The organism is Virgibacillus senegalensis, assembly GCF_000821245.2.
Lineage (GTDB): Bacteria > Bacillota > Bacilli > Bacillales > Amphibacillaceae > Sediminibacillus > Sediminibacillus senegalensis.
The window spans coordinates 1-1,091 of record NZ_LN611419.1; the positions used below are offsets into that span (position 1 = coordinate 1).

Here is a 1,091-nt window from a genome sequence, read left to right on the forward strand (position 1 = left end):
TGTGAACAACGGTGCTAAAATCCCTAATGACAACGGTTTCAAATTCCCCAATAATAACAGATAATCATTTCTATACTAGATAAAGATTTGGAGTGTAGAAATGATGATCAAGATTGGGGAATTCATAATGATTAGAGAACTATTTCAAAAAGGGTGGTCAATCACAGCTATCTCCAAAGAGACTGGCTTTGACCCTAAAACTATTAGGAAGTACATAAAATCTGAAGAATTACCAAGGATGAAGAAAGTACCTAGTAAAGGTAGTAAGCTAGATCCCTTTAAAGATTACTTAGTGAAACGTATGAAAGAAGGTACCACAAACTGCACCGTTTTATTAGATGAAATTATATCTATGGGGTACGAGGGCAAAATGACAATCCTTCGGGATTTCATTCGACCATATCGGGTGCGACCTAAAAAGCAAGCTACCATAAGATACGAGACTCCTCCTGGCAAACAAGCTCAAATGGATTGGGGACACATTGGTAAATTCGCCGTTGATGGTGAAATGAAGGATATTTATGCTTTTGTGATTTTACTAAGTTATTCGAGGCTTAAATATGTAGAGTTTACAGACAGTATGGATTTAGAAACTTTAATGAAGTGCCATATGAACGCTTTTGCTTATTTCAATGGAGTGCCTGAGCAAATTTTATATGACAATATGAAAACTGCTGTTATCAGGCATAGTCCAGTTGAAATAAGATTCAATCGGAAGTTCGAAGAATTTCTAGCTTACTATGGAATTGTCCCAAAGGCATGTAAACCACACCGACCACAAACGAAGGGGAAAGTAGAAAATGTTGTTGGATATTTAAAGAAGAACTTTTTGCAGCGCAAGCATGAACCTACTTTAAAAGCATTAAATGAAGATGTGAGAGTGTGGTTAGATCAGGTAGCGAACCGTAAGGTGCATCAGACAACGCTTGAATCACCTCATACTCGTTTCCAGCATGAACAAAAACATTTAATGACATCAAATACGAAACCATTGTTCCCTATCCATCATTGGGAAATTAGGAAGGTGAGTAAGGATTGCTTTGTCTCCTATCTCGGTAAGAGATATTCAGTACCTTTTCGGTACGTTGGAC

The 1,091-nt window shown here is 37.4% G+C and carries 1 protein-coding gene; it reads left to right on the plus strand.

Annotated elements, in window-relative coordinates; all coding sequences use genetic code 11:
• Positions 1-103: 103 nt before the first annotated feature.
• The coding region (istA, locus tag BN1067_RS00050) for an IS21 family transposase (RefSeq protein WP_234400594.1) at positions 104-1,091 on the plus strand (988 nt) is incomplete at its 3' end.